Origin of the sequence: Streptomyces lothianensis (genome assembly GCF_047779955.1) — a bacterium.
Lineage (GTDB): Bacteria > Actinomycetota > Actinomycetes > Streptomycetales > Streptomycetaceae > Streptomyces.
Genome location: NZ_JBLMKT010000069.1, coordinates 1 through 24,077 on the forward strand (window position 1 = coordinate 1; position 24,077 = coordinate 24,077).

Below are 24,077 nucleotides of genomic sequence, written 5' to 3' on the forward strand. Positions count from 1 at the left end.
CGTGTACGGCGTGAACGGGCGCGTCGTGATGCCCGGCCCCGTGGCCGCGTCGAGGTCGTCGGGGAGGTCCAGGAGGAGACCGGCGCGCAGGAAGCTGGCCTGGGATCAGTGATCGACGGTTGCACGGCCCCGGCAAGGAAGGGGTAGTGGGGACTGCTGCAGGCAGGGCTGATCTGCCAATCGGCGTGAAACTAGCGTTCGGGCTATGCATTTCGACGACAACGAACCGGTGTTCAAGCGCAGTAAGTGGGGCACCAGTCGGTACGAGTACAACCCGCGTAACCCCGTCGGCCTGGTCCTGATCATCATCAGCGCCGTGGTCGCCGGCGTCATGATGCTCCTCATGGCCAACCACGCCGGACCGTTTGCTCACCCGCCCCGGCCCACCCCCTCGTCCCCGGCACCCACCGAGGACTTCTCCCGCTTCTGGCCACAGACCGACACAGCCGAGGAGATGCCCGCGCCGACATCCGCCACGCCGTAGCGGCCTACACACCTGGTGTTCGCGCCGGTGTCGAGACCGCGGGCGTCCGCGGCTGCCAAACGTGCGCACCGCAGGCCAAAGCCCGCAAACGTCGGCCGCGGTGGTTTGTGCGTCGGCCGCGTTGTCGCATCACGCTGCCGCCTCCTTCGGCCGCTCGACCAGGTGGCCGCGTTCGAAGCGGGCCCCGGCCCGGAGGAGGGCGACAAGATGCGGTGCGTTCACCGCTCGCCAGCGGGCCTGGGCGGACTCGACAAGCTTGAAGACCATCGCCAGCGCGGCGGCCCCGGGATCCCGCCCCCTTCGTGACCTTGGTCCGCGGTCGCACGGTCGCGAAGGTCGACTCGAAGGAGTTCGTGGCCCGCAGGTGGATCCAGTGCGCGGCGGGGAAGTCGCAGAACGCCAGCAGCTCGACCTCGTCATCGACGATCTTCTTCACGGCCTTGGGGAACTTCGCTCCATACCGCTTGGCGAACGCCGGCGCTGAGCGTCGGTGGCCGCATCTGCCAGGTGGGCCAAGCAGGCGCGCAGTCGCCTCCTCCCGGCAGGCACCCTAAAAAGTTACAGGTTCCCTCCCGGATCCACCCCCGCCACTATGGACTGCCGCATCCGTTGCAGACAGGAAGGCCTGTGCCATGAAGAAGTCCCTCTCGCCGCGTATCAAGGCGGCTCTGTCCACTGGAGTCCTCCTTTTGGCGGGCCTCGGACTCAACCTCTCGACCGCCTCACCCGCTGCGGCCGGTGGATGTGACTACATCCTGTGGCAGGAACTGTGTGGTCGGGTCAACAACTCCACTGCCTCGGACAAGTGGTTGGTCGTAGCTGACGACTGGAACTGTGGTGGAAGTGGCACAGCCTGCGGTAACAAGGTCCGCTTGTACCCCGGGGATCGGTCCGTGGATGGCGCGAACGGCATGACCGACGCCGACGGCGTCTACGTCCCGAACGGCTGTACCGGCCGATACAGTGGCACTGGCCCGGGCTGGGGATCCGGGTGGCACAAGATCCCCAACAGCATCGGCTACTACACCGTGAGAATCTACTGCTAAAGGCTCGTGGAATCTCGCGCTTCGTGATTGACCGGGCGTTCGGAGGTCAGCCGTCCCGTGCTTCTCTCTCGTACTCGATCTCGATCATGGGATCGCTCGGCACGGCGTGCTCAGGGTCTTGGAAGGTGAGCTCACTGGGCCAACTGGTTCCCGCGTACACGCCAACAACGGGCGTCTCCATACGTGCGTCGGCTCGATAGCCGTTCGACCCGGTTACCGTGACCGTGACATGGTAGAAGGCGCGAGTGGAACCGCAATTGATGATCTCGATTGGCACCACGAGGCCGGAGCGGTTCTCTGATTTCCTCGGCGTGAAGGCACGCACGTGCCCTTTCGTGGCAACCGACTCGCCCCACTCGGGAGTCCCTCCGTACAGGGGTCCTGAGGGTGCATTGGTTCCCCCGGGGTCGAGCGACTCGGCCAGTTCGCGACGTTTCCGGTCCTCCTCGTCCAGGGCCTCCTCATCCACCTCGTAGGTCTTCGAGGGTCGCGTCTCGGGCAGCCGAGTGGGCGACGCGGAGGGGCAGGGGCGATCATCGGTTGCGGTGGACACCGATGGCTCCGGCGAGCTCTCGTGAGCGGTGCGCGGCTGAACTCCTGCCGAAGGGGTCTCCGCCTGTCCGCAGGCGACTGTCGTCAACCCGACGGACAGGGCGACGGCAGCAAGTTGACGCCTTACCGACACGGTCGTACCTCATTCCCAATTCATTCATACGCACAAGGCCGAGTGCAGCCACGGAGTCGACTGCGACCATCCGATCACAGAATCTCCATGGGGGCGGTGGAACTTCCTGGCCCTGCAGGATCCTGAGGGGGATGACATCGGACACAGGTGAACACACGTCATGTAACGAGCCATGACAAGGGTCATGACGAGTGGGTGACGGAGAATTCCCGGGCACGGCCGGCGGCTCCGGATGCCTGCCGGATCGCGGCGAGTTCGTCCTCGTCGAGGGTGAGGTCGAAGGTTTCCTCGAGCAGCATGCTCAGATGTGACGGGTCGATCTCCTTCTCGACGGTCACGCCGTCGGGGGTGGTGGTGCGCCAGGTGGTGCCGTCGAGCTGGTGGTGCTGCGGGCCGGTGAAGCGCTGGGCGAACAGGCGTGTGACGAAGGGTGAGCGCGGGTGGGTGCCGACGTAGTGGCTGCCGACCCGGAAGTCGATCGGGTGCTGCTGGACCAGTACGAAGTTGTTGCGCTCGAACCAGCCGGCGGCTCCGTGCTGCTGCAGCGACCAGGTGTCGACCAGCGGCCCCGGGCGCCGCTCCAGACGGTAGCGCCAGCCGTCGGCCTCGAGCACGGCGCCGTCGGTGAGTTCGATCGGTGCGGTCGGTCCGCTGCCGAAACCCATGTCACACAGCCAGAGCCGCGCATCGCCGGGGAGACGGACGACGAGCATGGCATGCGTGGCCGGAGTCACCTTGCCGGCGACACCGAGTGTGACACGGCCGGTGACCGCGGTGACGTCGAAGCCGAGCCGCTCCAGTGCCGCGGCGAACAGGGCGACGTGCTCGAAGCAGTATCCGCCGCGCCGACGGCGCACCAACCGCTCCTGCACGGAAGCCAGATCGACGGGCAGGGGGCGGCCGAGCACGGCGTGCACGTTCTCGAAGGGGATCGAGGTCGTGTGGGCGCGCTGCAGCCGTCCCAGGGCTTGCCGGGTGACATCTCGCGGGCCGTCGAACGCGATGCGCTCCAGGTATGCGTCGAGGTCCAACTCGTCGCCCTGCCAGGGTGATTGCGTATGGTTCCCGCTCATGTTCTCCCGCCCTTCTGTGCTGTCCTTCATGCCTGTGGCATCGGAACCCTGCGGGTGCCGTGGCCGCGCTGATCGAAAGTATGCGAAGCGCTGCTCCTGGCGCCTCACCGAAAGGTCGCGGGCCGGGCTCGTCCATTGGTCCTCGGTCCACGGACGGAGGTGCCCAAGGAGCGCACGGGCCCGACGAGACGAAGTGACCGTGCCCGGTGTCAGCCGGTGGTGTTCGGTGGTTCCCAGACCGAGCTGTCGTGGGCGAACAGCACACGGCGGGGGTCGAAGTCGGCGAGCCGTTCCATCCAGGGCTGGTAAGGAGGAAGCGGCTGCGCCGCGCCGTCCTGTGCGGCCCGGTGAGCCAGGTGGTCCGATGTGAATCGGGACGCGAAATCGTGTGCCTGACCGGCAAGGATCACCGTGCCATCGTCCCGGCGCAGGACGAGCGACTGGTGTCCTGCAGTGTGTCCCGGGGTCGGGACGACCCGGACGCCTGGCCAGATCTGCGTTTCCCCGGCAAGTTCCTCGTAGACGACGCCGGGGAAATCGAGCAGTTCATCGACGGTGTAGCCGCCCCGGCGGGCCGTGGCCAGCTCCACGGCCTGGACCAGAACAGGCCTGCCGGACAGCAGTTGATTTCCGCCGCAGTGGTCGAAGTGCAGGTGGCAGTTCACCACCAGGGAGACATCGGCGAGGGTGACCGAGGCCGCCGAAAGGGCGGTCTGCAAGGCGCGGCGCCGCGGGCGGTAATGCGCTTCGGTTTCGGGACCCGCGTCGCCGATCCCGGTATCGAAAAGGATCAGACCCTGGTCATGTTTCACCAGATACGCGAACACGGGCTCCACCCGCGGATGCGGGCCCCCCGTCTCCGATACGGGCCGGATGATATACCCGAGGTCGAGCCGGCGCACCATCATGTTCGTCCCCATGCCGCCACTGTGACAGCTCCTGATGGGCTGCCGGGGCGGGTCTGCCCACAGCAGAACCGTCACCGACCCCGAGGAGCCGAGCGTGCGTTCGGGATTCTGTTGTCGAGCTGTCTGTTGTCGGGCTGTGCGTGCACGCGGTCACGCGTGTCGGCGTGTGCCCCGGAGCAGGAGCGAGCCGCGTTGACGGTGCCGAACTCCGCGATGACCCCGGCAGCGAACCGGCCGGAAGAGCTGGTAGAACCAGAGTGCCGAGAGGGCCTGGGTCAGGCACCCCGCGGGTGCCGGTACCGGCACCCGCGGTACCGGCACCGGTGGTGTCGGAATCCTTGCCGGAGGCCGTGGTGGTGGTACCCGCCTCGTCGAGGCCGTGGTCACCGAGGTCCAGGCCGAGATCGCGTCAACCGATGCCGTACAGGACGGAAGCACGCAGGCCGGGAGCGACGACGGTGGCTGGCGGCCGGTGCTGCGCGGCCGGTGCCTGGCCGCACGCCGGGTGATGCTCCGCCGAACTGCCCGTGGAGCGCGGGGCCGCTGCTTGATCCCCCGCTCCTCGTAGAAGTTGCTGCGTGATCCGCGTCCACGCAGAAAGGGAGCCTGCCCGTCCGATCACCGCACCGCTGTTCTGCTACTGCACATGGCGGTACCAGCGCCTGTGCACCAAGGGTTCGACGCACAGCACGGCGGACCCGGCGATCGTGCCGACCAGCAGGGCCGGTCCACCGCCGCCGTTCAGGAGCGAGCCGAGGCAGGCGGCGGCGACGGTGAGTGGGCGCAGCAGGGTCAAGGGGCCGAGGCCGACCACCATGGCGAGAGTGCTGCCGCGGAAGGGGAGCGTGAAGTAGGCGGCGAGCGACAGCAGTACGGCGGCGGCGTAGACGGCGAGCGGGACCAGGTAGCCGAGGGCGCCGGCGTTCAGGGTGTCGTAGGTCCGCGCCGGGTCCCGTGCGGTCAGGAGCAGAAGGACGGCGGTCAGTGTCGGGGCGAGGAGCAGGACGGCTCCGACGGCCAGCCCTCGCAGAGCGGCTCGGACGGCGGCCCGTTGTTTGCGGATGCGGGCGTCGGTGCCGGCGTACGCCCGGAAGCCGCTGAACGCCGCGTCGGTCAGGCCGAGGAGCATCAGCGGGATGGCGAGAGTCATCGGGTCGTCCCGGTGAGGTGTTCCGGGCCGACCATGCGGCGTGCTTCCCTGCCGAGGGCTCGGCGAAGCGGTGCCTCCAGATGAGGGCGGACCCCGATGATCGGACGCAGTGTGGTGCAGAACGGGTTCACCGTTCCGCGTGGCTCGTAGAGCAGCGCGCGGATGCCGGGGGCGGTGGCGGCGTGCAGCAGGGTCTCATCGCTGTGCGCGCGCCGTGCCGAGACGACTCCGTCGTGGCGGCCTAGCCGGCTGCGCATCCGGGCACGGTGGAAGACCCAGGCGCCGATGGGCGCGAGGCGTGTTCCGACGATGTCGAAGTGGCAGAAGGCGGAGGCCGGTGAGGCGGCCTGGGCCTGGAAGAACTCTGCCAGGGCGGGGCCTCGGAAATGGTGCAGTACGCCGGTGGAGACGTAGACGGTCGCGGCCTCCGGCAGTTCGAAGGCGTTCCCGTGGACGAAACGGCAGTCGAGTCCCTCCGCCTGGGCAAGGCGGTCTGCCTCGCCGACCAGTGCGGCGTTGAGGTCGACCCCGACCAGTTCGACGTCTGCGCCGAGTACGCGGGTGGTCGCCAACTGGCGGATCAGATATCCCAGGCCGCATCCGACGTCGACCAGGCGGTAGGGCCCGGACTGCCGGGTGGTCTCACCGATCGCGGTGAAGAGCGGGCCAAGCAGGTGGGCCAGCCGTTCACCGATCCGCAGTTCCTCGCTCAGGCGCTGGAGCTCGGTGTGCACGTCGATGAGCAGGCGGTCCACGGCGTGCGGGTCGAGGACACCGTTCGGGTCGACGGGCAGACCTGCGACGATGCGGGCCGCGCGCTCGTCTTCGCTCTCGCGTAGCTGCCGGATCACCTCGGCGCGCCGGACCGGGAGCCGGTGACCGCTGCGTGGGTCGAAGACCGTGATCAGGTCGGAAATCTCTAGCTGGTGCACGAGGCAGAACCCTACGGTCCAGTCCTGCCCTCCGGTCGGGCGCCGGGTGCCCCCAGTCGTGGACTGTCCGCCCCCGCCCGCACTCCTTCGGCCTTCCCAGCAGGGGGCCATCGGCAGCCCGTCCTCGCCGTGGCCCAGGTCTCGGCGAGGACAGGAGGTCGTGGCGCTTCGGGGCGCGGCCCTGTCGCCACGGCCGTAAACGCCGTGGCGACAGCGCCGGCCGGTGCGCGGCGGAACCGCGCACCGGTGTGATGTGTGTCATGTCAGTCCGGAAAGGGGCGCCGGGTACTCAGTCCCTGCGGTACTGCGCCGGGGAGCTCTTCGTCGCCGCATCCTCGTACGAGCCCACCGTGCCCCGGTCCACGTGGAACGTGGTCAGCGTCGAGACGGGGGACGCCGGGTCGCGGCGGTCCTCGATCACGCGCATATGGGTGGAGAAGCGCTCCGGGGTCACCTCGTACACGTCGTAGCCGTAGCGGTTGCCCTCGAAGTACTTGAGGTGCGGGTTGGCCCGGCCCATCCTTGGGCCGTTGGTCCGGTTCCAGTCCGCGGAGTACGCGCCCGAGGTCACCGAGTGCGCCGTGAATTCCGTACCGACGACGGGCGAGGAGGTGTCGTCGAAGTCGGTGCGGAGGTCGTCGACGAAGGCGGAGTGCCAGTCGCCGGTGATGACGACGAGGTCCTCCAGGCCGCTGCTGTGCACATGCCCCAGGACCTCCTTGCGCTCGGCGAGGAAGCCGTCCCACTGGTCGGTGAACATGTAGGAGCCGCCGGGCGAGCCGCGCAGCTGGCTGAGCATGATCGAGTTGGCCCAGACGTGCCAGGTGTCCGGGGCGTTGTCGATGCCGTGCTTGAGCCAGGACTTCTGCTCGGCACCGAGGATGGTGCCGTCGGAGAGGTTCTGCGCCGAGCGGTACGAGCGCAGGTCGAGGACGGTGAGTTCGAGCAGGTTGCCCCAGCGGCGGACGCGGTGGATCTCGGGGTCGGGCAGCGCGGCCTCGCCGAAGCTGTCGCGGTGCGGCATGTGTTCGAACCAGGCCTGGAACGCGGCCGCCTTGCGCTGCATGAAGGGGGCGCCGCCGCCCGTGCCGCTGAAGTCGTTGGCCACCTCGTGGTCGTCCCAGGTGAGGAACCAGGGGTGGGCGGCGTGCGCCTCGCGCAGCGAGGCGTCGCCCTTGTAGAGAGCGTGCCGCTTGCGGTAGTCGGCGAGGGTGAAGGTCGCGCCGCCCTCGTGGTCGCGTACGTGGCTCTCGGGGACGCCGCCGACCTGGCCGTGCTCGTAGATGTAGTCGCCGAGGTGGACGACGAAGTCGACGTTCTCGCGGGCGATGCCGCGGTGCGCCGCGTAGAAGCCGTCGTGGAAGGCCTGGCAGTTGGCGGCGGCGAAGCGGACCGAGTCGACGCTTCCGGTGGGGGCGGTCTTCGTGCGGCCCACTCGGCTGGTCTTGCCCAGGGCCCTGAACGCGTACCAGTAGTGGCGGCCCGCGCTCAGGCCGCCGACCGGGACGTGCACGCTGTGTCCGAGTGTCACGGAGGCCGGTGCCTTGCCGCGGGCGACGACAGTGCGCAGCTCGGGGTCCTCGGCGACGACCCAGTCGACCTCGACGACGTCGGGCAGGTTCTGTTCGACGGCGAGGGGTTCGGGGGCCAGGCGGGTCCACAGGACGACGGAGGACGGTTGAGGGTCGCCGGAGGCGACGCCGAGGGTGAAGGGGGCCGGGTCGTAGTCGGCGCCCAGCGCCTCCGCGGCCTCGCGGGCCTGCGCGGGCGAGAGTCCGGCGGCCAGCGGCCAGACGACGCCCAGTGCGCCCGACGCGGCGGCGGCCTTCAGCAGATCACGTCGGTTGAGGTTCACGACCGGCCTCCAGCGAGGTTGCGGGCGCCGGCAGCGCCGAGGGTGAGAGAAATCGCGTCCGCGTAGCCGTCGTTGGACGTGCCGCTCCCCGAACGCGTGAAGACGAGCAGGACGCGGGCGCTGCGGGCCCCTGGCGGCACCGTGGACGTCGCCTCACGCTCCAGCAAGGCGGTACGCCTCCTGCGCTCTCCCGCAGTCACCGGCCCGAGCACGTTCAGTGCGACCGGGGTACCCTCGGCGTCCCGGAACTCCACGGACAGCCGTACGCCGTCCTCCTGTCCCGCGTATCCACCGAGCCAGGCGCTGACGGTGTACCGCACGCGCCCCGTGTCAACGGCCTCGTGCCCGGTCGCCCCGCTCGTGGGCAGGTCGATGTCCTGGACCAGGGCCGTACGGGGTGAGTTGCCTCCGGAGAAGAACCGGCTGCCGCGCTGCGCGGGCCCTGGGTCGGACGGGCCCGGATACCCACCGCCGAAGCTGTAGTCGATCAGCGCGGGTGCCCCCTGCGCGATCCTCCAGCCAGTGACCGAGCCGACTGGCTCCGCGCTGCCTCCCGGTCCGCTCTCCGCGTCGCCGTTCACGACGAGATTCATCCACGTCTCCCCTGGTGGTGGTCTGTTGTGTTGTCGCGCCACGCGCCACGCATCACACCAGCCCCAGGTGAACCACGGGAAGCCCTTCACCGAACTTTCTCGACAACCTGTCCGGACAAGTGCCCGTACCAGGCGCCAAAAGCACCAGCGAGAGAACAGTCAAGGGCGATCCCCAGCGCACACCCGGCGGCCTCCCCCTCCCCCGGTCCACTCCCCCTCACTCCGCTCGCATGCGTGCGCGTCTGCCTGAAGGCGTGCGTGCGTTGGGCCGACCCGAGGGCCTTTCCTGTGTTCTCCGCGCATGCGTGGCACCGGTGGGGCCGCGTGGGACTCCCGTGGCGCCACCACCCGTGACGGCAAGTGCCGCGCCAGGTTCCACGGGGGCCGCAGAAGCACAGCCCTCGTCCGCACCGGCACCGAGGTCGGCGCCGGGAGGTCGGCGCCGGTGCGAGATTTCACATCCCCGCGGGTGCGCGCGGCGAGGGCGGCCCGCTCGGGGCGAGGGCGGCGGGCGAGTTTCGGCGCGGACTCTCGTGCACGGCACGCGCGTCCCTCCGCCGGCGAGGGAAGGAGGCCAGATAGCAGCCGATACTGAAGGCCAGGATGGACAGGCTGATACCCAGGAACACGAGCCCGGCGGGCCCCAGTTCGGACAGGGTACGCATCACGCCCATGTCGCCGTCCCGGAGGTGTAGGAGCGCCACAGCGAGGTCCCCATCCAGTAGGTGCGGATGAGCTGGAACACCAGCTCGGGCAGGAGCAGGGCGCAGACGAGCATCGCCTTCCAGCCCAGCGGCGCCACTCTGAGCGCGGAGAACAGCGACCAGACCAGCAGGATGACCAGCCAGAGCGGATCGCCCGCCGGGCTGCCCTGCTCGACCGACTGCCCCGCCCACACCACGATCCAGCCCAGGCTGTAGCTGAAGCCCAGCAGCCCGAGGACGTACTGGACGATGGACAGCCGGGTGTGCCGCGTCCAGCCGCGCTGCCGCATGATGTCCAGGGTGCCGCGGACCCAGCGCTCCCGCTGTCGGATCAGGTCCCGGAGCCGGGGCATCAGGTCGGTGTACGCCACGCAGTACTGGTTGGCGGTCACCCGCCAGCCCGACTCCTTCAGTGCGAGTGTGGTCTCGTAGTCCTCCACGAGGTTGCCGCTGTGCTGCCAGAACACTTCGCCGCGGGCGTCGATCAGCTGCTGGAGCGCCGCGGTGCGGTAGAACGAGCCCGCCCCGGCCATGGTGTGCACAGCGGTGCGGGAGCGGGTATGGGCGTACCGCCCGTACTCGATGATCTGCATCCCGGTCAGGTAGCGCTGCCATGTCGACCGCCACAGTCCGCCCCTGCCGTAGCAGGTCGCGCTGACGCCGCCGAGCCGGGTATCGGACTCCATGACCAGTCGGGCACGGGCGACGAACTCGGGGTGGAGGCTGGTGTCGGCGTCCATCACCAGAACGAATCGGGCGGCTTGCATCAGGGAGCCGGCCGGTTCGGCGAGCCGGGCCAGACCGTGGTTGAGCGCTCCGGCCTTCTTGTGCGGGTTGCGTGGCAGGCACAGCACGCGGGTGGGCGGTACACCAGGGCGGGCGGCGAACTCCCGGGCCACCCGCTCGGTGCCGTCGGTCGAGTTGTTGACGACGACCAGGATCAGGTCGGGGCGGTGGGTCTGCGCGGCGAGCGACTCCAGGGAGTCGAGGACTTCGGCCTCCTCGTCGCGGGCGGGAATCACGACTACGGTGTCGTGCTGGGGTTGACGATGTGCGTTCGGCAACATCCCCGGCTCCGTGGATGCGGCGACGGAGCAGGCGTATCCGGGCGGACTGATCTCGCCGGCGGATCCGGTGGTGGTGACAAGGGGGACGGGGCGAACACTTTCGGGACCGAACGGAGCAATCCCTGTCTCGGCCATGTGGCTCTCCAGTCGAGCGTGGATCGAAATGTCCAGCACACGACGCTGTGTACCTGGTTCACTTGGCGTCACCCATGATCACACAGGTGCGGTGATGGTCTGGACCAGTCCGGGTGTACGGTCCGGTAAGCGCGGAAGAACTTTGGCCCCGCCAAGTCCCCTCGTTGCTAAGGCACATGATCGTCACTCAACTTCCAGTCAACCTGGACGACGCTCCTCATCCCACCCAGGACCCGTGCCGCCACCGATGTGTGCATGGAGGTTGCCGGACCCGGCCCGGGTGACCGAGGCGGCTTCCGCCTGGCCCTCAGGAGACGTTGGCCAGCCGAAGCGAAATGGTCACATTCGGCCACTGGGAGACCAGTTGAGGAAATCTGGCGTCAGAATGGGTGCTGGTGCGCTGTGATGGGCCGGTCTGCCAGAGATCACAGTGTGGGGACCGATATGGATGACGCGGTCGGAGCAGTGCCGGCGGGACGGCCGCGGTCCTGCCACTGCGGCGCCGCTCTCCCGGGGAGCGGGACCGGAACGGAGGAGGAGCGGTTTCGGGGGTTGCTGGAGGCGGCTCCCGACGCGATGGTGATCGTGGACGGCGCGGGCTGTATCCGGCTGGTCAACGCACAGACGGAGAAGCTGTTCGGGTATCAGCGCGTGGAGTTGCTCGGCCAGCCCGTGGAGTTGCTGATTCCCGGCCGGTTTCGTACTCAGCATGCCGGACATCGCGAGGCGTATGCCTCCACGCGGCAGGTGCGGCCGATGGCAGCGGGACTCGAACTGCACGGGTTGCGCAAGGACGGCACCGAGTTCCCCGTGGAGATCAGCCTCAGCCCTCTGGAAACCAGTGACGGACTCCTCGTCTCGGCCGCCGTCCGCGACGTCAGCGACCGCAAGGCCGCCGAGGAGCACACCCACCAGCTCGCCGCGCTCGTCGAGTCCTCCCAGGACGCGATCCTCTCCAAGACCCTCGACGGCCACATCACCTACTGGAACGCCGCCGCCCAGCGCCTGTACGGCTACAGCGCCGAAGAGGCGATCGGTCGCCATGTGGCGATGCTCTCCCCACCCGACCACGCGCACGAGGTCACCGCGTTCCTGGAACAGTTGAACCGTGGCGACAAGGTCGAGCACTTCGAGACCCTCCACGTCACCCGCAGTGGACAGCTGCTGGATGTCGATGTGACCGTTTGGCCCACGCGCGCCGCCGACGCGACGGTCAAGGGCGCGTGCGCCATCGTGCGCGACATCGGCGACCGCAAGCGGGCCGAGGCCGAGCTCCAAGCCCTGTACGAGCAGCAGCGTCACATCGCCCTCACCCTCCAGCGCAGCCTGATGGGTACCCCGCCCGCGATCGAGGGCCTGGCCACCGCCAGCCGCTATCTGCCCGCCACGCAGGGCGCTGGGGTTGGCGGCGACTGGTTCGACCTCATCCCGCTGGGCGCAGGGCGGACCGGCATCCTCATCGGCGACGTGATGGGGCGTGGCCTGGACGCCGCCGCCGCCATGGGCCAGCTGCGGGCCGCCGCCCACGCGCTGGCCAAGACCGGCATGGAGCCCCGTCAGCTGATGCATGCCCTCGACTCGATCGTCACCGACCTCGACCAGCCTGAACAACTCGTCACCTGCTGCTATCTCACGCTCGCCCCGGACACCGGTGAGCTGACCGTCTGCTCGGCCGGCCACCTGCCTCCCCTGCTGGCCGACCGGAGTGGCCGGGTGCGGGCGCTGGACGCCCCGGTCAGCGCTCCGCTCGGGGTCGGGGGCATCCCACACCAGCAGACCCGCACCGCAGTGCAGCCCGGCGCCACGCTCGTCCTCTACACCGACGGCCTGATCGAAACGCCCGGGAGCGACATCGAACACCGCATTGCCGAGCTCACCCGCACACTTGACACGGCCTTCGTCACCGCCGACGGGCTGGAAGCCGTCGCCGACCGTGTCCTCGCCGCACTACGGCCGGACCCCGAAGGCCACGACGACGATGTCACCCTGCTCCTGGCCCGGCTTCCCGCCGCCCCGCTGGGCACCGCCACGCTCGACCTGCCCGCAAGCCCCTGTGCCGTCGGCGACGGGCGCAGCTTCCTCACCAAGACCCTCATGGCCTGGGACTGTGCGCACCTCACCGACGACGCCCGGCTCCTGGTCTCCGAAGTCCTCACCAACGCCGTCCTGCACGCAAAGGGCCCGCTCAGGCTGCATCTGCGGCACAGCGATACCGAACTCACCGTTGAAATCACCGACCGCAGTCCCCACCTGCCCCGGCCCCGGCTGGCTGCCCTCGAAGACCAGTCCGGTCGCGGTCTCCTCCTCGTCGACACCCTCGCCCACAGCTGGGGCGTACGCCCTACCGATGACGGCAAAAGCACCTGGTTCACGCTCCCTACAGCAAACGGAGCCGGGTGACATCCGAGCATGAGAGGCAAGACCTGTCTTGTCTTCCTCCGGGCAGGCGCTGCCCTTGCCGTGCCGCCGCCCGGACGGCTCCCGGCTTGCCCTGCGGGACCTGGTCAGCGTGGTCCCGGTCCTGCGCGAGCAAGGTGCCGGATGCGCCTCATCCCCGAACGCCTCTCCCCCAGTGCCTCCGGCGGGCACCCGGTCTTCACGTCTTCGCCGCTCCGTCGGAGTTCACGAGAGAGCTGATCGTGCAGCGCCCGCACGAGAGCCTGGCCGCGGCCCGGGGCGGTGGATGCCCCACCGTGGTCGGCACCCGCTGATCCGCAAGGCCCGCGGACTCCTCGCCGCCCCGGTCAACGGCGTGGAGTCGATCGCAACCGGCCGGCTGTAGCCGAGCCCCCGGCCCTCAGAAGCCGGTTCATCAGCAGGACGATCGTGGAAGTCGGCGGGGCGGCACGGCAACTGTCAAAGCTCTGTGGGACGCATGGGGACAACGGTGCACACATGGGCTCTTTACAAGCCCTGCGCATGATGACATGGTCATGCCTGCTTGGCGTCCGTGGGGGGTGCGGTCGCCCGTGGCTTCGGGGGTGGAGCGTGAGGAAACCGTCCGGCAAGGGCCCGTCAGTCCCGTTCCGATCGCTGCACAGACGTCTGAGGCCGCGCTGGGAACTGCACGGGCTGATCCTCACCGCGCTGGTCGCGGTGGTGGCCGCGCTGTTGCCGCTGGCCACCGGCGAGTCCTCGCCGGCCCGTGCCGACGCCGGTTCCGCAGCGCGCACGAAGGCGCCGGAGCCGCCCACGGCTCCGCATCACGCAGACGCGCCCGCTTCGGCGATGGTTCCGGCCGCGCCCGAACTGCCGCGTGACGGGTGGACGGCGACCGCGAGCGACGAGGAGACGGCCGCCGAGAACGGACGGGCCGCCAACGTCCTCGACGGGAACAACACCACCATCTGGCACAGCAAGTGGTCGGGCACGGCCGCGCCGCTGCCCCACACGATCACGCTCGACATGCACCGTACGGTCGTGGTGTCCGCCCTCGTCTACCAGCCGCGCAGTGGCAGCCCGAACGGCAGGGTCGGCGCGTACGAGGTGCATCTGAGCACCGACGGCACGACCTGGGGACCGGCGGTCGCGACCGGTACCCTCGCCGACGACGCGACGCTCAAGACCATCAGCTTCGCCCCGAAGGGCACTCGCTACGTCCGGCTCACCGCCCGCACCGAGGCCGGCAACCGCGGCCCGTGGTCGTCGGCCGCGGAGCTGAATCTCCTGGGCGATCCGGGCACGCCCGCGCAGACGGTGGACCTGCCACGTGACGGCTGGACGGCGACCGCGAGCGACGAGGAGACCGCCGCCGAGGACGGTCGCGCCGGCAACGTCCTGGACAACGATGACTCGACGATCTGGCACAGCAAGTGGTCGGGTACGGCCGCACCGCTGCCGCACCACCTCACCATAGACATGCAGACGGCCAGGGCGGTGTCCGCGCTGAGCTACCAGCCGCGCCGCCCGGGCGTGAACGGCAGGATCGGCGGGTACACCGTCACGACCAGCACCGACGGTGTCAGCTTCGGGCCTCCCGTGGCCTCGGGCACCTGGCGTGACGACGACACGGTCAAGGGCGCCACATTCACTCACACCGTCACCGCCCGCTACGTCCGCCTGACGGCGACCGGCGAGGCGGGCGGCCGGGGTCCGTGGTCCTCCGCCGCCGAGATACGGATCGCGGGTCCGGCCGACCCGGCCACGCACGGAAGTTGGGGCAAGGTCACCGGATTCCCGCTGGTGCCGGTGGCTTCCACGGTGCTGCCCGGCAACAAGCTCCTCGCCTGGTCGGCCTACGGCACCGACCGCTTCGGCGGCAGCAACGGCTACACCCAGACCGCCCTGCTGGACCTGGAAACCGGCCAGGTCACCCAGCGCAGGATCGAGAACACCAAGCACGACATGTTCTGTCCCGGCACCGCCGTCCTGGAGGACGGCCGGATCCTGGTCACCGGCGGAAGCAACGCGGAACGCGCGAGTATCTACGACCCGGCGACCGACACGTGGACATCCACCACCGACATGAACATCCCCCGCGGCTATCAGGCCATGACACTCCTGTCGACCGGTGAGGCGTTCGTCCTCGGCGGTTCCTGGAACGGAGGGAACGGCGGGAAGGGCGGCGAGGTCTGGTCCCCGGCCGACGGCACATGGCGCACCCTGCCGGGCGTGCCCGTCACCACCACCATGACCGACGACCCCGCCGACGCCTACCGGGCCGACAACCACCAGTGGCTGTACGCCGCTTCCGGCGGGCGGGTCCTGCACCTGGGGCCCAGCAAGCAGATGAACTGGATCACCACCGGCGGCTCGGGCGGCATCAGCTCCGCGGGCAGCCGGGGCGACAGCGCGGACGCGATGAACGGCAACGCCGTCGCGTACGACATCGGCAAGCTGCTGACGCTGGGCGGTGCCACCGCGTACGAGAACGCGCCGGCCACGCGCCGCGCCTACACCGTCGATGCAAACGGCGCCGGCGCGCCGGCCGTCACGCGGACCGGTGACATGGACTACGCGCGGGCCTTCGCCAACAGCGTGGTGATGCCGGACGGCAAGATCGCCGTGTTCGGCGGCCAGGCGTTCCCCGTACCATTCAGCGACGCCACGTCCGCGATGACACCGGAGATCTGGGATCCGGCCACCGGCAGGTTCACGAGGATGGCGACCATGGCCGTGCCGCGGAACTACCACAGCGTCGCCAATCTGCTGCCCGACGGCCGTATATTCACCGGTGGCGGGGGTCTGTGCGGCGATTGCGCCACCAACCACCCGGACGGCTCGATCTTCACACCGCCATACCTGCTCAACGCGGACGGCACTCACAAGCCACGCCCCGCCATCACCGGAACGGTGCCCGCCGAAATGACGAACGGAGCGAAGGTCACGGTGACCACCCACAAGCCGGTGGCCTCGTTCGTCCTGGTCCGCAACAACGTCGCCACACACTCGACGAACAACGACCAGCGCCGCGTACCGCTCCACAGCAGCCAAACAGCCGCGAACACCTACGAGTTGAGCATTCCGTCCGATCCGGGGGTGGCCCTGCCCGGCAGCTACCTGCTGTTCGCCATGGACAGCGCGGGGGTACCGAGCATCGCACGCAGCGTCCTGATCGGATGATCACGTCCGGGCCCCGCGCAGCGAGCAACTTCTTTGCGGGGCAAGGTCATTGACACCGCGAATTGGTCTGGACCATCTTGTGTGCATGTCGAGAATCCGCACGGCGGCGCTCGCCGCCTTCGCCGCACTGTCGATCCCGCTGGCCGCTTCCGTCCCTGCGCACGCGGAGCCTTCGGACTCCTGGGCGGAGCCGGCGCCTGTGATCAGCCAAGTCGACACGGACGAGCCCGTCGCCTTCATCACCATCGACGACGGCTGGGGCCACGATCCGTCGGTCCAGCGGATGCTCCTGGACCGGCACGTCCCGGCGTCGCTGTTCATCAACCCGGTGAACTACTCCTGGGACCGGGACTACTTCCAGCAGCTACTCAACCACGGACCCTCCCGGATGGAGAACCACGCGGTCGACCACCTCGATCTCACCGAGCTGGATTTCGCGGCGCAGAAGGAGCAGATCTGCGGGGCCAGGGACGCGCAGCTCGCCGCGTTCGGCGACAGTCCGCGGCTGTTCCGGCCCCCCGCCGGCGCCTACAACGAGGACACCAGGATCGCCGCGGCGGAGTGCGGCGCCGCAGCAGTCGTCACCTGGACCCACGACCTCACCGACTGGCCCTGGATACCCGGCGAGCCCGAGATCCCGGAGCTGAACGCCGGGGACATCCTGCTCGTCCACCTCGGCCCCGACACCGCCGCGGCGGACCTGGAGCGGGTGCTGGACGCCGTCGACGCCGCCGGGCTGCGCCCCGCGCCACTGCGCGACCATCTCCCGGGCTGAGATCGGTGCGAGCCTCGGCAGCAGCAGCGGCTGCCGGGGCCGGACCCGGCCACGCCCAGGAAAGCCCGGGAAAGCCCGGGAAAGCCCGGGAAGCAGCCGGGCCGGAGAGCTCTGCCCTCTGGCCCGGCCATGCACAAGGGAGCGGCCGTGACGGCGGTGAGCAAGCACCCGCTAAGCTGCGAGCACCCCGTGGGGGAAGTCCGGTCGAAGTCCGGCGCTGACCCGCAACGGTAGGCGGAGCCCTCCCGAGGCTCCGTAAGCCCGATTACCCGCGGTGGTGAAGCTCCTGTCAATCGCCGTGGACTGCGAGAGGTGCTGCGCGGGGCGCCTTGCGCCCGGGGCCGCTTCTTCGAACAAGCAGGTGCACGGCCCGAGGCGAAAGCGATCCGCCTGTGGCCACGCTCCGTGATCCCCTGCCCGCCGCACCGCACGTGCCCGCCCGCAGCGGGCCCCCACCCCCTCCCCGCGTCTCGCTGCCCCTGCTCGTGACCGTGCTGTGCCTGGCGCTCCCGGTGTCCCTGGTCTGCGCGGCGGGCATCGGGGCGTCGGGGCTGGCCTGGAGCGAGGTACTGCGCTACCTGGGGGCGGGGCTGACCGGTGGGTCCATCGCCGCGGACGAAGTGCCCTCCTACACCATCGTGTGGGAACTGCGCCTCCCGCGTGCGGTGCTGGCCGCGGTGGTCGGCGCCGGTCTGGCGGCGGTGGGCGTGGCCGTGCAGGCCATGGTCCGCAACGCGCTCGCCGACCCGTTCGTCCTCGGCATCTCCTCCGGCGCGGCCGTCGGCGCCAACGCCGTTCTCATCTTCGGCGCGTTCGGTGCCCTCGGGATCTGGGCGCTGTCGGCGGCCGCGTTCCTGTCCGCTCTCGTGGCCATGTTCCTGGTGTACGCGATCGCCATGACCCCGCGCGGGCTGACGCCGCTCCGGCTCGTACTGACCGGCACGGCGATGTACTACGGCTTCTCGGCGGTGACCACGTTCATGGTGTTCGCCGCCGAGCACGGCGAGGCCGCCAGATCGGCGATGATGTGGCTGCTCGGCAGCCTGGGCGGGGCGAGCTGGTCCTCCGTACCGATCGCCGCCGGGGCCGTGCTCGCCGGGCTCGCCCACCTGAGCTGGTCGGCCCGGCGTCTGAACGCCCTGGCGATGGGCGACGAGACCGCAGCCGCCCTCGGGGTGGACCCCGGGCGGCTGCGCAAGGAGCTCTTCGTCACCGCCGCGGCCGTCACCGGGACGGTGGTCGCCGTCAGCGGGGCGATCGGCTTCGTGGGTCTGATGGTTCCGCACGCCGCCCGGATGCTGGTCGGAGCCGATCACCGCCGCCTGCTCGTCGTCGCCCCGCCGGCCGGCGCCCTGCTGCTGATCTGGGTGGACATCCTGTCGCGCGTGGTGCTGGCCCCCGCGGAACTGCCGCTGGGCGTACTGACGGCCGCGATCGGTGTGCCGTGCTTCGTGCTGCTCATGCGCCGCCGCGCCTACAACTTCGGGGGTGCCTGATGCGGGTCGACATCGAGGAACTGACCGTCGAGCTCTCCGGAGCGCGGCTGGTCGAGGACGTCAGCCTGCGAGCGGGGAGCGGCTCGTTCGTGGGGCTGGTCGGCCCCAACGGCAGCGGGAAATCCACCCTGTTGCGCTGCGTGTACCGGGCACTGCGTCCCACGGCCGGTACGGTCCGCCTCGACGGCGACGACCTGTCGGCGCTGGACGTCCGCGCGTCCGCGCGCCGGCTGGCCGCCCTGCCGCAGGAGTCCGCCCCGGAGTTCGACTTCACCGTGGCCGAGGTGGTGGCCATGGGGAGGCTGCCGCACCAGGGCCCGGTGGCCCGGACCACCGGGGAAGACCGCCGCACGTGTGCGGCCGCACTGGAGGGAGTGGGGGCGGGGCACCTGGCCGGCCGTGGTTTCCTCACGCTGTCCGGCGGCGAGAAGCAGCGGGTCCTCATCGCCCGGGCGCTCGCCCAGGAGCCACATGTCCTCGTGCTGGACGAGCCCACCAACCACCTCGACATCGCCCAGCAGCTGGAGACCCTGGCGCTGGTCCGGGCCAGCGGTCTGACCGTGCTCACCGCCTTGCATGACCTCAACCTCGCCGCGCGCCACTGCGACCTCCTGTACGTCATCGAAGCCGGGCGGATCGTCGCCTCCGGCGCACCGGACGACGTCCTCACGCCGGGGCTGCTCGCCGACGTCTTCGGTGTGCGGGCCCATCGCGTCGAACACCCCGACACCGGTGTGGTCCAGCTGCTCTTCGACCGCCTTCCCCTCCAGTGATCCGTCCCCCGGGGCCCAGCGATGCGCCCTCACGTCCGAGTGATACATCCGCACGTCCGTCCGCAAGGAGTCACCGCCGCCATGCCGAATCTCGCACGTCCCGCCGCCCTCGCACTGACCTTGGCCCTCGCGCTCACCGGCTGCGGTGCGCAGGTCATACCGGAGGACAAGAAGGCGGACGGCGCCGGAGCATCCGACAGCCACTACCCCGTCACCGTCGAGAACTGCGGTGAGAAGAAGACGTATGCGAAGGCCCCGCGGCGCGTGGTCACCAACGACGTCGGCATCACCGAGATCATGTTCGCCCTCGGCCTCGAGGACCACATGGCGGGATACGTCATGCCCGACAACAAGGGCGATCTGACGGCCGTGCCGTGGAAGGACGGCTACCGGAAGACGAAGTGGCTTTCCAAGAAGCAGATCAACAAGGAGCTGGTCCTCGACGCCCGCGCCGATCTGGTCTTCGCGGGCTGGAACTACGGTTTCAACGAGGGTGACGGCTTCACGCCCGAGGCGCTGCAACGCGTCGGCATCGACTCGTATCTGCTCACGGAGTCCTGCCGCAACGGGCGCGGCACGGCCCGCGGGGTGATGTCGCCCCTCGACGCGCTGTACACGGACCTGCGGAACCTGGGCAAGGTGTTCGACGTCGAGGACCGGGCCGAAGCCCTCATCACCTCGTTCCGCGAGGAGGTGGCCGCGGCGCGGGCAAAGGCCCCCTCGGGCGGCGACCGGCCGAGGGTGTTCCTCTATGACAGCGGCCAGGACAAGCCGTTCACCTCCGGGCTGCACGCCGGACCCCACGACATCATCACCAAGGCCGGCGGCGACCACATCATGAAGGACCTCAAGGACAGCTGGACCACTGTGGGCTGGGAGACGGTCGTGGAACGCGACCCCGAGGTCATCGTGGTCAACGACTACGGGGACACGACCGCCGAGCAGAAGGTGAAGTTCCTCAAGTCGTACAAGCCGCTGGCCCATGTCTCCGCGATCAGGAACGACCGCATCGTCGTCCTCGACTATGTCGACCTCGTGGAGAGCCCCCGCAACCCCGCGGCAATCACCTCGCTCGCCGCGGACCTTCGGGAGCTGACTTCCTGACCGCGCGGCCTCCAGCCGTCTCATGGGGTGGCTGGAGGCCGGGCCGGGGATCGCCCGGTGCCCTCTCAGCGGCCCGGACTCAGCCAAAGCGTGGCCAGGGGTGGCAGTGTGACGTGGATGGTGCCCGCGTCGGGGCCGGTCCGGTGGGGGGTGCTGATTCCGCTGCCGCCGTAGGCGCGATGGTCGGTGTTCAGCACTTCGTGCCAGGACCCGGTGCCGGCGGGGACATGCAGGCGGTAGTCATGGCGGACCACCGGGGAGAAGTTCGTCACCGCCAGGAGTGGTGCGCCGTCCGCGGGGTGGCGGAGGAAGGCCAGGACGTTGTCGTCGGCCGCGTCGGCGGTGATCCAGGTGAAGCCGTGCGGGGTGGTGTCCTGTTCCCACAGGGCCGGCTGCTCGCGGTAGGCGTGATTGAGGTCGCGGACCAGGGCGCGGATGCCTGCGTGGTCGCGTTCGGCCGGATGGGCGGGATCCAGGAGCCACCAGTGCGGGCCCTCGTCCTCCGACCACTCGGCGCCCTGAGCGAACTCCTGGCCCATGAACAGGAGTTGTTTGCCCGGATGGGCCCACATGTACGCGAGGTAGGCGCGGTGGTTGGCGCGTTGCTGCCACCAGTCACCGGGCATTTTCGCCACCAGGGCGCGTTTGCCGTGGACGACCTCGTCGTGGGAGATGGGCAGGACGTAGTTCTCGCTGTAGGCGTAGACCATCGAGAAGGTCAGCTCGTCGTGGTGGTAGGAGCGATGGACGGGATCGCGGGCCATGTACAGCAGCGAGTCGTGCATCCAGCCCATGTTCCACTTGAGGCTGAAGCCCAGGCCGCCCGCGTGCGTCGGTCTCGTCACGCCTTCCCAGGCCGTCGACTCCTCGGCGATGGTCACGACGCCGGGGCATCGGCGGTGGAGCGTGGCGTTCACCTCCTGAAGGAAGGCGACGGCGTCGAGGTCCTCCCGGCCGCCGAACACGTTCGGTTCCCATCCGCCGCTGTCGCGGGAGTAGTCGAGGTAGAGCATCGAGGCGACCGCGTCCACGCGCAGGCCGTCGATGTGGAACTCCTCGCACCAGTAGACGGCGTTGGCCACCAGGAAGTTGCGTACCTCTGTGCGGCCGTGGTCGAACTCCAGCGTGCCCCAGTCGGGGTGCTCCGCGCGCCGTGCGTCGCCGGGCTCGTACAACGCCTCGCCGTCGAAGCGTGCCAGTGCCCAGTCGTCCTTGGGGAAGTGCGCCGGAACCCAGTCCATGATCACCCCGATTCCGGCCCGGTGCAGCGCGTCCACCAGGAGCCTGAAGTCGTCCGGGGTGCCCAGACGAGGGGTCGGGGCGTAGTAGGACGTCACCTGGTAGCCCCAGGAACCGCCGAACGGATGTCCCGCCACCGGCATCAGCTCCACATGCGTGAAGCCCATCTCATGGACATAGTCCGGGAGTTCCTTCGCAAGGTCGCGGTAGGTCGAACCCGGCTTCCAGGACGGGAGATGGACCTCGTACACGGAGAACGGAGCAGCGTGGGGGTGCCTTCCGCTGTCTTGGTCCGCCGCTCTGCGCGCCATCCACTCCTGGTCGGTCCACTCGTAGTCCGACGTCGTCACCACCGACGCCGTCGCCGGTGGCACCTCCGTGGCGCGGGCCATCGGGTCGGCCTTCTGGAGGCGGGTGCCGTGGCGGGAGGTGATCTCGTACTTGTAGCGGGCGCCCTCGCCCACGTCCGGCAGGAACAATTCCCAGACACCTGACGCGCCGAGCGAGCGCATCGGATACTGCGTGCCGTCCCAGAAGGTGAAGTCGCCCGTGAGGCGCACGCCTTGTGCGTTCGGGGCCCAGACCGCGAAGCGGGTTCCCGTGACGCCCTGATGGGTCAGCGGGTGGGCGCCCAACGCCCGCCACAGCTCCTCGTGACGCCCCTCACCGATCAGGTGCAGGTCCAGTTCTCCCAGGGCGGGCAGGAAGGAGTACGGATCGCGGGTCGTGTGCGCGGGACCGGACTCGTACGTGATCTCCAGGTGGTATTCGGGGATGTCCGGCAGTTGTGGCGGAAGGCTCTGGACGGGCTCGCGGGCCCCCTTGGGCACGCGGGCTCCGGTGTACGGGAGGATTCCGGTGAAGAAGCCGTCGCCCTCGTCGTGCAGTTCGGTACGGTGGCCGTGCTCCGTGGTTGCCGTCACCTTCCGTGCGTTCGGGCGCAGGGTCCGCACGGCGATGCCGTCCGGAACCGCGTGTGCGCCCAGCACGGCGTGCGGGTCGTGGTGCGTGCCGTCCAGGAGGCGGGCACGGTCGGACTGTTCGATCAGTTCAGGCATGGCGGGTGCCTTCGCGTTCCGGTACGGCGGCCAGGCGCCGGATCGCCGCCATCGGTACGTGCAGCCAGTCCGGGCGGTGCCGTGCCTCGTACACGGCCTCGTACACCGCTCGGTCCGTCTCGTACGCGCGCAGCAGCTCCGGTTCGGAGCGGGGATCCCAGCCCGCGTGGTCCGCGTAGCCGGTGCAGTAGGCGTCCCGGCAGGCCTCGGCCCAGCCGGGACGGCCCGGCCGGTGGGCGCCGGACGCGTAGTCGAAGGAGCGCAGCATGCCCGCCACGTCCCGGACCGGTGAACGCGCGCCGCGCCGTTCGGCGAGCGGGGCGGAAGGCTCGCCCTCGAAGTCGATGAGGTACCAGTCGCGCCCGGTCCGCAGCACCTGGCCGAGGTGCAGGTCGCCGTGGATCCGGTGCGGGAGCGGGGCCGTGCCGCGCCCGCCGCGTGCCGCGAGCGCGTCGAAGGTGGTGCGCAGGGCCGGGGCGTACGGGCGGAGCGCCGGCAGGCAGTGCGTCGCCGCGTCCAGGCGAGCGCACATGGCGGCCGCCGTGCGGGAGGCGTCGTCGGTGCTGCCATCGGCGGGTCCGGCGGGCGTGGCCGTCCTCGTGCTCCGCAGGGGCGGGGGCGTGGGGAACGCCTTGGCCAGTGCCCTGTGCACGTCCGCCGTGGCCTGGCCGACATGGCGGGCCTCGGCTGTGAAGTCCCAGCCGCCGTCGAGTGCGTGCAGCGCCAGGGTCCAGCCGTCGGCTGCCTCCGGCAGGTAGGGCTGGAGCACGGCGAGGGTGGCGTGCTGCGGCCGGGTGGTACGGATCCACGCCACTGGCGCCGGAACACGGGGGCAGCCCGCGCGGGCCAGCACCCACGGCACCTCCAGGTCCGGGTTGATGCCGGGCTGGATGCGGCGGAACACCTTCAAAATGAACGCGTCGCCGTAGACGATCGAGGTGTTGGACTGCTCGGCCTCCAGGAGGCGTGCGGGCAAGCCGGCGGGCAGGAGCGTGGCCGCGTCGTTGGTGAAGCGCAACGGACCCGCGTGCCCGGGCTGCCTCAGCCGTTCCAGGAGCAGAGCCGCCGTACGGGGGTCCTGAAGCGCGTCGTACACCGCCAGGCCCGACGGTGTCCTGCCGACCAGGGCTCCCGTGAGGTGGGACGGAAGGTAACGGTCCAGTCCGATGAGCAGCTGGTAGCAGTCGGCGGCCAGTGCGCGGCCGCTCCATCGCTCGTGTCCGTGCCCGTGTCTGTTCGCCGCGCCGTGTTCCACCCTGACCAGTAGGTGCAGGCAGCCGGGATACAGCTCGGTCACCGACAGCAGGCTCACGTCGGCGATGGGCTGTTCTCCGCGCGCGAACCAGCGCTGCCGTGGCAGCCAGCTGCGCAGCAGTTCGGTGAGCAGGCCGGGGCGCAGCACCCCTTCCGCCGCTCGTGCTGTCTCGGTCTTTGCCAT

18 protein-coding genes, 1 pseudogene and 1 riboswitch are annotated in these 24,077 nt (G+C 69.8%); of the genes and pseudogenes, 8 read left to right on the plus strand and 11 right to left on the minus strand.

The features are described 5' to 3' along the window. Positions 1 to 205: 205 nt before the first annotated feature. Positions 206 to 484, plus strand: a complete 279-nt coding sequence (locus tag ACLF6P_RS23955; RefSeq protein WP_415952801.1) for a hypothetical protein — start codon at positions 206 to 208, stop codon at positions 482 to 484. A 129-nt stretch (positions 485 to 613) separates the two neighbouring features. Here the strand turns inward: ACLF6P_RS23955 and ACLF6P_RS23960 are convergent. Then, a pseudogene (locus ACLF6P_RS23960) lies at positions 614 to 959 on the minus strand (transposase); the annotation flags it as partial. Positions 960 to 1,116: 157 nt separating this feature from the next. Between ACLF6P_RS23960 and ACLF6P_RS23965 the strand changes: the two are divergent. Next, positions 1,117 to 1,530: a hypothetical protein gene (locus ACLF6P_RS23965; protein WP_415952803.1), complete on the plus strand. Its 414-nt coding sequence runs from the start codon at positions 1,117 to 1,119 to the stop codon at positions 1,528 to 1,530. 46 nt (positions 1,531 to 1,576) lie between these two features. Here the strand turns inward: ACLF6P_RS23965 and ACLF6P_RS23970 are convergent, their stop codons facing one another. The 8 genes from ACLF6P_RS23970 to ACLF6P_RS24005 all read right to left on the minus strand — a co-directional run bounded on the left by ACLF6P_RS23970 (position 1,577) and on the right by ACLF6P_RS24005 (position 10,452). Beyond that, the gene (locus ACLF6P_RS23970; protein ID WP_415952805.1) at positions 1,577 to 2,083 is read right to left on the minus strand and encodes a hypothetical protein; all 507 of its coding nucleotides are present in this window, start codon (positions 2,081 to 2,083) and stop codon (positions 1,577 to 1,579) included. Between the two features lie 314 nt (positions 2,084 to 2,397). Beyond that, entirely contained in the window at positions 2,398 to 3,318 is a 921-nt protein-coding gene (locus tag ACLF6P_RS23975) for an arylamine N-acetyltransferase family protein (protein WP_415952807.1), read from the minus strand. 179 nt (positions 3,319 to 3,497) lie between these two features. After that, the gene (locus tag ACLF6P_RS23980) at positions 3,498 to 4,208 is read right to left on the minus strand and encodes an N-acyl homoserine lactonase family protein (RefSeq protein WP_415952808.1); all 711 of its coding nucleotides are present in this window, start codon (positions 4,206 to 4,208) and stop codon (positions 3,498 to 3,500) included. Positions 4,209 to 4,833: 625 nt separating this feature from the next. Then, on the minus strand, positions 4,834 to 5,346 hold the full coding sequence (locus ACLF6P_RS23985; protein ID WP_415952810.1) for a hypothetical protein: 513 nt from the start codon (positions 5,344 to 5,346) through the stop codon (positions 4,834 to 4,836). After that, positions 5,343 to 6,278: a class I SAM-dependent methyltransferase gene (locus ACLF6P_RS23990; RefSeq protein ID WP_415952811.1), complete on the minus strand. Its 936-nt coding sequence runs from the start codon at positions 6,276 to 6,278 to the stop codon at positions 5,343 to 5,345. The genes ACLF6P_RS23985 and ACLF6P_RS23990 overlap by 4 nt, the downstream gene beginning before the upstream one ends. 289 nt (positions 6,279 to 6,567) lie before the next feature. Continuing rightward, on the minus strand, positions 6,568 to 8,133 hold the full coding sequence (locus ACLF6P_RS23995; protein WP_415952813.1) for an alkaline phosphatase D family protein: 1,566 nt from the start codon (positions 8,131 to 8,133) through the stop codon (positions 6,568 to 6,570). Next, the gene (locus tag ACLF6P_RS24000; RefSeq protein ID WP_415952814.1) at positions 8,130 to 8,726 is read right to left on the minus strand and encodes a phosphoesterase; all 597 of its coding nucleotides are present in this window, start codon (positions 8,724 to 8,726) and stop codon (positions 8,130 to 8,132) included. Before ACLF6P_RS24000 ends, ACLF6P_RS23995 begins: the two co-directional genes overlap by 4 nt. A 664-nt stretch (positions 8,727 to 9,390) precedes the next feature. Next, the gene (locus tag ACLF6P_RS24005) at positions 9,391 to 10,452 is read right to left on the minus strand and encodes a glycosyltransferase family 2 protein (protein ID WP_415952816.1); all 1,062 of its coding nucleotides are present in this window, start codon (positions 10,450 to 10,452) and stop codon (positions 9,391 to 9,393) included. A 624-nt stretch (positions 10,453 to 11,076) separates the two neighbouring features. Between ACLF6P_RS24005 and ACLF6P_RS24010 the strand changes: the two genes are divergently transcribed. From ACLF6P_RS24010 to ACLF6P_RS24035, 6 genes are all read left to right on the plus strand, one after another. After that, on the plus strand, positions 11,077 to 13,032 hold the full coding sequence (locus ACLF6P_RS24010; RefSeq protein ID WP_415952818.1) for a PAS domain S-box protein: 1,956 nt from the start codon (positions 11,077 to 11,079) through the stop codon (positions 13,030 to 13,032). Positions 13,033 to 13,620: 588 nt separating this feature from the next. After that, a complete protein-coding gene (locus ACLF6P_RS24015) occupies positions 13,621 to 16,194 on the plus strand; it encodes a discoidin domain-containing protein (protein ID WP_415952820.1) in 2,574 nt (857 codons plus the stop codon). A gap of 85 nt (positions 16,195 to 16,279) precedes the next feature. Then, a complete protein-coding gene (locus ACLF6P_RS24020) occupies positions 16,280 to 16,969 on the plus strand; it encodes a polysaccharide deacetylase family protein (protein WP_415952821.1) in 690 nt (229 codons plus the stop codon). 170 nt (positions 16,970 to 17,139) lie between these two features. Beyond that, positions 17,140 to 17,260: riboswitch (cobalamin riboswitch) on the plus strand. 101 nt (positions 17,261 to 17,361) lie between these two features. Then, positions 17,362 to 18,465 carry a FecCD family ABC transporter permease gene (locus ACLF6P_RS24025; protein ID WP_415952822.1) on the plus strand — a complete coding sequence of 368 codons (1,104 nt, stop codon included), beginning with the start codon at positions 17,362 to 17,364 and terminating at the stop codon, positions 18,463 to 18,465. Beyond that, entirely contained in the window at positions 18,465 to 19,238 is a 774-nt protein-coding gene (locus ACLF6P_RS24030; protein ID WP_415952823.1) for an ABC transporter ATP-binding protein, read from the plus strand. The genes ACLF6P_RS24025 and ACLF6P_RS24030 overlap by 1 nt, the downstream gene beginning before the upstream one ends. An 81-nt stretch (positions 19,239 to 19,319) precedes the next feature. Next, positions 19,320 to 20,342 carry an ABC transporter substrate-binding protein gene (locus ACLF6P_RS24035; RefSeq protein ID WP_415952825.1) on the plus strand — a complete coding sequence of 341 codons (1,023 nt, stop codon included), beginning with the start codon at positions 19,320 to 19,322 and terminating at the stop codon, positions 20,340 to 20,342. Positions 20,343 to 20,407: 65 nt separating this feature from the next. On the opposite strand, the gene glgB is transcribed toward ACLF6P_RS24035, so the two are convergent. Beyond that, complete coding sequence (gene glgB, locus ACLF6P_RS24040) at positions 20,408 to 22,639, minus strand: 1,4-alpha-glucan branching protein GlgB (protein WP_415952826.1); 2,232 nt, start codon at positions 22,637 to 22,639, stop codon at positions 20,408 to 20,410. After that, a complete protein-coding gene (locus ACLF6P_RS24045; protein WP_415952827.1) occupies positions 22,632 to 24,077 on the minus strand; it encodes a maltokinase N-terminal cap-like domain-containing protein in 1,446 nt (481 codons plus the stop codon). The genes glgB and ACLF6P_RS24045 overlap by 8 nt, the downstream gene beginning before the upstream one ends.